The following is an 8,485-nucleotide window of genomic DNA, read 5'->3' on the forward strand; positions in this document are numbered from 1 at the left end:
TTGAGCCACGTTGCCAGGGAGATTGAGGGTCACAGAAATAAATCTGAATGTCTGTCGCTACAGTAAATCGTGTGTGGCTGGTCATTTCAGCGCCACGATCCCAAGTTAATGTTTTATAAAGCTCAGCAGGTAATTCCCGGGCTTGTCTGATGAGTGCAGATATAACCGTTATGGTCTTGTTGTCTCTGATCTTCGCCAGCATAACAAAACGGGAATGACGTTCTACGAGGATGATGATATAGGAGTTTTTCGAGCCCTGAATCAAGTCACCTTCCCAATGACCTGGAATGGCTCTGTCAGCGGCCTCAGGTGGCCTTTCGCTGATAGGTATCGTGTTCGGAATTGACCCTAATCCCTTCCCTTTAAGCGATGACGTTCTGGATCTACGCACTGCTCTTCCGCTTCTGAGGCATTGCTGCAGCTCTTTTTTTAATGCTCCCCGGGTTTGTACAAAAAGCGTTTTATAAATTGTTTCGTGTGACACATGCATTTCCTGATTATCCGGATAACAGCGTTTTAGCCAACCGGCGATTTGTTCCGGCGACCAGTCCTGATGCATCTTCTCTGCAATGATTTTACACAATGTGGGGCTTTCAATTAGTTTGCAGGGTTTTGGTCTCAGGGCACTTTCCCGTGCAGTAGCATCCGCTTTTGCTGCACGATATTGTTTTGCACCTCCGTTCCTCTTGATCTCGCGGCTAATCGTTGAGGGAGCTCTTGATAATTTGGCAGCGATGTCCCTGATGCTGCGTTTTGCTACAAGCCCTCTGGATATCTCTTCTCTTTCATCCAGCGAAAGCGCTAACCGGTGTCGCTTTCGGACAGGGGGACGGTATCCACCAGTCTGGTGAATAGTGGGCATTATAGAAGAGTGGTATCTGTCGAACATTCTGGCGATATCATGCAGAGAATCACCTTGCTTATATCTGTCCCAGATAATCGCTTTCTGTTCGGGCGTGTAGTAAATGCGCGTTCTTCGTTTCATTGCAACGTCCCCCCCTTGATTAAGGATAGCGTTGCATCGACCCGTTGAACTCACACTGCCATCTGGGCGGCCTCTTCGTTGGCCCACTGTACTTATCTTTACACTGCTGCGGAAGTTGATTCAGTTTTCACCCGGTGATTTTGGTTATCAACGCTCACGCTGGTGCAGTGATATTTTAACTTTAAAAATCAATGAAATAACAGGACTGACTCTTCACCACGGCGTTGTCCGACGATGGCTGTCTTCTGCCAGTTTCGTGTGGCTCAGGGCAGCTCCCACGCTGCGTATTCCCGAGTTGGCGAAAGAGGAAAAAATGGCAGCCATTAATAAAGTACTGAGTGAATGCAGTGATAAACATCCGGTGTTATACGAGGATGAACTAGATATCGACCTCAATCCTAAAAATGGCGCTGACTGGTAATTACATAGGCAGCAAAAACGCGTTATTACACCCGGAATCAATGAAAAACATTACCTTGCGGGAGTCCTGAACAGCAAAACAGGTGAAGTCAGTTATGTCAGTGGCACCAGTAAGAAATCATTCTTTTTATCAGCCTGTTAGAGGGGCTTAAAGCCCGTTACAGCGAAGCGGAAACCACCACATTAATTCTGGATAATTACCGGATACACAAAGTAAAGAGCGGTGTGGAAGTCTTCAGCGAAGGCTGAAAGGTATCATTGCCCGAAGCGGCGTAAATAAGGCTGTAGTAGCGTTGGCCAACAAAAATGCGCGTATAGCCTAGGCGCTAGTAAATCAGAAAACAGAGTATATAACCACGTAACTTACTGATTTTAAAAAGTCCAAAGAGTTAATGTATTGACAAGTAGAACCGAATCTCTGTAAACCCGACAGATAGCTGGGCTGTAGTAAGCCGTGGCACTAATGAGGACAGAGAGTGCGGATGTTCATCAGAGCTCACGAAGCCGGATATATGTGTGTGGCTACTTTGTCAGAAAAAGATCTGCCGTTACTTGCATCGGAGAGGTGTCCATATAGCTATTTAGTCGTAACAGCATCATGACTTCCGCCGGGTCTGACCTCGTAAAAAACTTAAAGGAACAAGCATGTTAAAAAGGAAAAATAATCCTACCTGCGCCTCTGCTGATCAAAAAATAGCCAACCCAGAACTAATGACTAATTATGCGTCGTTTTATTACCGAGATCAGTAATCATCTGAACGATCACCTTTAATTCGATAGCAATCATACAGAGCTATGGACACACCCTCTCTACTTTACATTATGCAATAATGTGTTTTTTTAGTTTATTTATTCTTCCAGAAGCATTTTTATAAGGCGAAGCTGTATTAAATTGAATCATCCGCCCTCGGGTCCATTTATTATACCAAGGTTTACCATAAAGCTCGTCGTTACTGAATCGCTCAATCAAAGCCACGAGTTGCTGCTTGTTTTCCTTTAACCGTGCCAATAAAACTTCATACTCCGTAATATCCTCATAGTCACGGTAGAATTTCTGTGCTAAACGCCCCAATTCATTCCATTTATACCCATCCGCAGGAAAAATAATAGTTTTTCCTTTTGCCTCCTGGTTATGCCAGTGCAGCACCAGCTCTCCCCAGCCAATCAGATAGGAAACCAGATTCGCCACGCTGATCGTAGTCCCCTTAGTGTGCCCTTCCAACAGAGGTTCAAAGGCGAGTTGGGGCGTAATAGACTCTAGCTTCTTATTTAATAAAGAAAAATTACTATTGATAGCTTTAATTAACTCATCTTTTGATTCTGGCACAGCCATATACATTACTCCCTATATAGTTACACAACTCTTTCTACCCTGCTATTTCGAGTGATTCAACCGTCTGGTTCACATAACCTACTACCTGTTCAAAATGCTTATCGACAAAAAAATGATCGGCAGCGGGAAATATAATGGTCCGTGTCTTTTGTGTGGTGAATTTTTTCCACGCAAGTAATTCATCCTGCATAATCAGGCTGTCAGCATCGCCATGAAATAGCACGAACGGGCAGGTTAACGTACGCACTTTGGTCTGAAATACATACTGTTCATAGAGCCGATAATCGCTTTTAATGATAGGTGTGAAAATCGCCATTAACTCTTTATTACGAAAGACATCAACCGGAGTTCCACCGAGCTTGACGATCTCTTCCATAAACGCCTGATCGGGCATGGTATGCAGTATTGTATCTGTATCCTGAGAGACCCGATCGGGCGGGCGACAGCCGGAAAAAAACAGCGCGCGTGGCATGTCATGCCCATGCTCGAGAATATAATGCACCAGTTCGAAGGCCATGATCCCTCCGAGACTATGTCCAAAAATGGCGTAGTCTCCACCTGTATGGTGTTTCACAAATTGTTGATAGAGGTCAGCGACGGCATCCGCCATCGTAAGGCACAGCGGCTGGCGTATTCTCGCCCCCCTCCCCGCAGGTTCTAAAGGCCGCAAGGTAATATTGTCCGATAGCACGCTACGCCATTTATAGTACATGGCGGCGGATCCGCCTGAATATGGCAAACAATACAAACTGATATTACTCATCCCCCCACTCCTTGCTGCGTAATAGAATTCTTTTAATTTGATGATCTAATGTCAAAACGAAAGCCAACAGGATAATCCCGATCGGCATCGCCAACACGCTCGATGGTCCCCATAATAGGATAAAACGCCAGTCGAGCCCTGGAGAAAGTATACCCGGTGCGGCATAGAGCACGGCGGCCACGAGCACAGGAACCGCCAAGGCGATGACATAGTCGCGTACGCGTAAACGTAGTCGCTGCGGTTTTCCAGCGCCACGGGCCGTTGCGCGATAAACACGGAAAACCCCGCGCGCCACCACCACCGCCACCAGGAAACACAGCAACGACGCGAGGTAGGTAAAAAGGGTATCGCTAGCAGCAATCGCATCACCAGTGCCGTCAGCGTACTTGTTAATGCGCAGATAATTATCAATATCCGCGCAGAGCTGCAGTATCAGGTTCGAATTCATATTTGCCAGCGCAACAATGCCAATCTGCTGTTCCGGTCGCAACGCAATACAAGAAGAAAAGTTCGGATTCTGCCCCCCGTGACTGATGTAAGGACCTTGATTCTGGTCGATAAACCAACCGCTGGCATAGAGGATACGATTGTCTGCGGCAAGAGGGACATCGCTATTACCACGCCAACTGTTATCCATCGCCTCACGCAGCGTTGTCGGCACAGCCTTTCTGTGCAACCAAGCGTCTATCCATATTTCCATATCCGGCAGCGTGCTATGAATATAGGCGGCAGGAACATGGTTCCGGGCCAGAGGGGCAGGAAAGCGGACGGGTTTGCCGAATCCCAGCTTATAGCCGCTCGCCTTGTTGGCAATCGTCTCACCGCCCTTCACCGCCACAGTCGCCGACATGCCCAGCGGCTGCGTGAGACGTTCCGCAATGACCTCTGCAAAGGTTTTTCCCGTCACATTTTCAATCACCGCGCCTAACACATCATAGTTGGCAGAGGCATAGTTAAACTGCGTACCTGGCGCAAACAGCAGATTCTCGTCGCGCAGTTGCTGCGCCACAGCGATCCCCGGCATAGGGGTTTCCAGCCGGGCCAGTGTCGAAAAGGGCAACCCTGAAGTATGATAAAGGAAATCAGCCACGGTCAGGGAGATAGGTTTTCCCTGATAATTCAAGCGCATCTCCGGCAGATAGGTAATGATATCATCCCCCTGCCGGAGTTTGCCTTCCTGCATCAGCATTTGCACAACCAGCCCGGTAAACGCCTTACTCATCGATCCCAACTCATAAACCTTGTCGAGCGTATTCGCTGTCTGGCCAGCCACATCAGCAACACCGTAGACAAATCGCTGACGTGCCCCTGCAATGGTCACGCTCACGGAAAGGGCAGGAACCTTAGCCTCCTGCATCCGTTGGTTAATTAATGCCGACAGGCGCTCATCTTGCGCACCAGCAGGATCATGTTCTTGCGCCCGAGCGCCCACAGCGGAAATAAACACAAGCGCGCAGCACGCGAGATGATATAACGCTTTACGGGTAATGTGTTCCATCGTTGTCATCCTGTGAACGTCTTATAAAACACCATCAACACATTCGGAGATATATTCACTGTGCTCACGAATAGCGGGTCTGGCGTAAATATCGGCGGCGGTCAGTCCGATTTTATAAATGTGGTTACAGCTGTCGACGAAAGAGATAATGTGCATCGAGGTCGCTCCGTATTCGAAAATGACCGCTTGTTCGTCATAATGATCGATGCATAACAACGAACGCCAGGTTTTCTCCGCAAAGTCGCTGACCGACAAATAACTCACCGGCAGCATAGCGTTCTCTTCCGCTTCGCTGGCCTGAATTTCATACCGGACGCGGTCAAACGAATAACCGGGTAAGCCTATGGTCTGCACGGTAGGCATTTCCGGTAAGCGAACCGTCACTCCTCGTTGCCACAGCGTCGCCAACAGCGGCAAGATGTCCTCAGGCGTATCCGTATTCAGTACGGGGGAAAACACCGTTTGCCCAACCCACTGCGCATGCTGGTGATACAACGCGGAAAACGTCCCCGCACGACCGACTTCCAGAATCAACGTTCCCGCCGTCAGCGCCAGATTGGCCAATGTTTCGCGCAGTTCACTGTTGTCGGCCAGCGCCTGCTCCGGTGTCGTTTCAGCCGTGATCACCTGCTGAACGGCGTTATCCAGTGAGAGGATGCGCGCAACATACTGCGCCGCCGCAGCGCCCGTCTGGTAGCCGATGTGCTGCGCAGGCGAGATACTTTGTCCGATCAGCCATTCGCTGAGACTCACCTGCTGGATAAACTGGCGCAACGCTGGCGTCCAATCTGCTGGCACGCAGATTTGCGCAACGTCCTGAGATAGGCGCTGGTACCGCTGGCACAAGTCAGGTTGACAAGCCAGCAGGTGCGCCATGGCACTCTCCAGCTTATCGTCCCGGTCCGGATAGAGGAACACCAAGGTATTTTCCGCACTGATGGGGGTAAAAGGCATGTCGGCATCCCGCCGTTCCGCCAAACTTGTGCGCAACGCCGCCACACTGTGCGCCGCCAGCGCACAGCGATACGGGAAATGCGCCCGACGCTGCGCGAGAGTGTAGGCGATACGATCTTTAACTGCTTCCGCATAGGTCGCCAGCGCGTGATAATGGGCATCCAACTGTTGTTTGAGTGCTAATGCCGTTTTGGCACTAAAGCAAAACAGGCGGCGCTCATCACCTTGCACCGCTTGCGCAGGCGTCTCGCACCAGTTTTGCAGAACCAACTGTGCATTGGTCCCCCCCAGCCCAAATGAACTGACGGCGGCATGGATCCTTTTCGTTTGCGGGACAAAAGTCACTACATCACTGAGATAAAATGGCGAGGTTGGCTGCAACAGTCTTTTATGTTTATGTACCAGGTTGATCTGCGGGGGAACTACGCCGGTATACAGCGTCAGTGCGGTTTTCATTAAGCTGACGATACCGGAAGCGACCCCCAGATGCCCCAAGTTGGCTTTTACCGCACCCAGTTGAATGCTGTGCGGCGCACATGCCGGTGCGAAAACCCGGTGCAGCGCCTCCAACTCAATCTCATCACCCAACGGGGTGCCGGTACCGTGCGTTTCGATCAGTGCGATATCGGTCGGTACGACTTCTGCGGCGGCAAGCGCCGTATTGATCACTTCCACCTGTCCTTCTACGCTGGGGGCGACAAACCCCAGCCGACGTCCGCCGTCGTTATTCACCGCGCCTCCCTTAATCACCGCATACACCCTGTCTCGGTCGCGTAGTGCATCCTCAAGGCGTTTTAGCACCACCACGCCCGCACCGCTGCTGTATACCGTGCCGGTCGCGTCAGCGCTAAACGGGGCGCAGTGGCCGTCTTGCGATACCAGCTTATCACCTTGCGGGCTGTAGCCGTGCGCCTGTAAAAAGCCCAGAGTGGCCCCACCCGCCAGCGCGACATCGGCTTGAAAAGCCAATAATCCCTCGCATGCCAGATATGCTGCCACCAACGAGCTGGAACAGGCAGTCTGTACATTCACAGCGGGTCCGGTAAACCCCAACTTGTAGGCAACCTGGGCGCACAAGTAGTCCTTCTCGTTACCAATCTGCGCCTGAAAATAACGGTGATCGCCGCTCTTCTTCAGGTATGGATAGACGCGATCGATAAAATAGTTATTGGTGTAGGTCGCCCCATAGACGCCGACTCGCTTAAGCTGCGTGGGAATATAGCCCGCATGCTCAAGAGCGTTGTAGCAGCATTCAAGAAATACCCGTTGCTGCGGATCCATCAACAGGGCTTCGCCGGGTGGAATATTGAAAAATGCGGCATCGAAGTCATAGGGATCGGTGATCATATTGCGCAGCCTAATCCAAGGGTTCCCATTATCGTCTTCAGTGCATGTCGGCTGAGTGAGTTCCTCACCCGCCAGCAGCTTATCCCACCACTCGGGCACCGATTTCGCATCGGAAAAACGCCCGCTCATGCCAATAATCGCAATGTCCAATGAGCCACAGGTAAATTCATCCTTTGCCATTGTTGTGTTCCTTAAGGGTTGGCACGTGTTCATAGCGTCCACAAAGTCGGCGCGCCCGTCAGCGTGGCGCTGTGTTGGCACAGCCAGGCATCCAGAGCGGTGAGGCTGTTCTTGTAGCGCGTTAGCAGGAGTTGCACATCATTCAGCGCAATGCGCGTGGGATCGAAACGGCAGTGGAAGGAGAGACCATCAGCTGCCGAGCGTGCAATATTAAACTCCAGCACGCAGCCGAGCGTGTTTTCAGGCGCGGTATAGATATCACTATGTAAGTGATCAATATGAAAATGGCGGAGCGGAGGTTGCGCCTGCACGCCGATGTAGTTCATTCGGATCCCTTGCGCAAGAGAGCCTTCCGGTGCATGGCGCATTTGCAGCAGACCATAATCTCCCCCACCATGCATGCGTTTTGCCAAATCGGCAGCGATCGCAGATAACAGTGTCGCCATATCGCCATGCAGAGGGATCGCCCAAGGATAAAACAGAGTAAACCACCCGACCGTATCCGCAACGTCAGGCTCATCGGGCCAGCCGCCGCGCCCCATTCCTTCCATCTCGATACGGCACCAAGGCTCATCGCTGTAGTAACGCAGCACCAGCGCCAACGCCGCCAGCACATAGGTTTCGGCGCTGTAGGCAGTATCCCCACAGGATTCAAACAACCTCCCGACGCAGGGATGGCGAAAGTCTTCACGCCAGGCGCGCGTACGAGGCAATGTGTCATCCGGCAGTGACACGGGTGGGAAATGCGGCGGTAGCGTTTGGCATACCGTGCGCCAGTTCTCTTGTGTGGCGGGATCTACCGTTTTGCTCGCCAAATAGTCGTTCCAGCAATGCAGGCCACTGTTGCTGGTGCCGTTGACAGTGTTGACGGCGTCAAGCGCGCTGAGGATCAAATACCAGGAGTGCATATCCACGCACAAGTGATGGGCACAGAGTACCAGCGTGCTAGACGCGGACTGCGGGGCGCGCAACAGGGCCGCCGTAAAGACTCGACCACTTGTCACG

6 protein-coding genes and 2 pseudogenes are annotated in these 8,485 nt (G+C 51.3%); 2 read left to right on the forward strand and 6 right to left on the reverse strand.

Annotated elements, in window-relative coordinates; genetic code table 11:
• The coding region (locus GS12_RS21450; RefSeq protein ID WP_034950709.1) for an IS30 family transposase at positions 1 to 985 on the reverse strand (985 nt) is incomplete at its 3' end.
• A gap of 52 nt (positions 986 to 1,037) precedes the next feature.
• Here GS12_RS21450 and GS12_RS25050 point away from each other — a divergent pair.
• Positions 1,038 to 1,618, forward strand: a pseudogene (locus tag GS12_RS25050) (transposase); the annotation flags it as partial.
• A 5-nt stretch (positions 1,619 to 1,623) separates the two neighbouring features.
• Positions 1,624 to 1,728: pseudogene (locus GS12_RS25395) on the forward strand (IS110 family transposase); the annotation flags it as partial.
• 497 nt (positions 1,729 to 2,225) lie between these two features.
• Here GS12_RS25395 and clbS read toward each other — a convergent pair.
• From clbS to GS12_RS21480, 5 genes are all read right to left on the reverse strand, one after another.
• Positions 2,226 to 2,738, reverse strand: a complete 513-nt coding sequence (clbS, locus tag GS12_RS21460; RefSeq protein WP_034950721.1) for a colibactin self-protection protein ClbS — start codon at positions 2,736 to 2,738, stop codon at positions 2,226 to 2,228.
• Between the two features lie 34 nt (positions 2,739 to 2,772).
• Entirely contained in the window at positions 2,773 to 3,501 is a 729-nt protein-coding gene (gene clbQ, locus GS12_RS21465; protein ID WP_072016939.1) for a colibactin biosynthesis thioesterase ClbQ, read from the reverse strand.
• Positions 3,494 to 5,008, reverse strand: a complete 1,515-nt coding sequence (gene clbP, locus GS12_RS21470; RefSeq protein ID WP_152601467.1) for a precolibactin peptidase ClbP — start codon at positions 5,006 to 5,008, stop codon at positions 3,494 to 3,496. The genes clbQ and clbP overlap by 8 nt, the downstream gene beginning before the upstream one ends.
• A 12-nt stretch (positions 5,009 to 5,020) precedes the next feature.
• A complete protein-coding gene (gene clbO / locus GS12_RS21475) occupies positions 5,021 to 7,480 on the reverse strand; it encodes a colibactin polyketide synthase ClbO (protein ID WP_034950715.1) in 2,460 nt (819 codons plus the stop codon).
• Positions 7,481 to 7,509: 29 nt separating this feature from the next.
• A partial coding sequence (locus tag GS12_RS21480) for a condensation domain-containing protein (protein ID WP_084089815.1) occupies positions 7,510 to 8,485 on the reverse strand: 976 nt, incomplete at its 5' end.

This window comes from Erwinia oleae (assembly GCF_000770305.1).
Lineage (GTDB): Bacteria > Pseudomonadota > Gammaproteobacteria > Enterobacterales > Enterobacteriaceae > Erwinia > Erwinia oleae.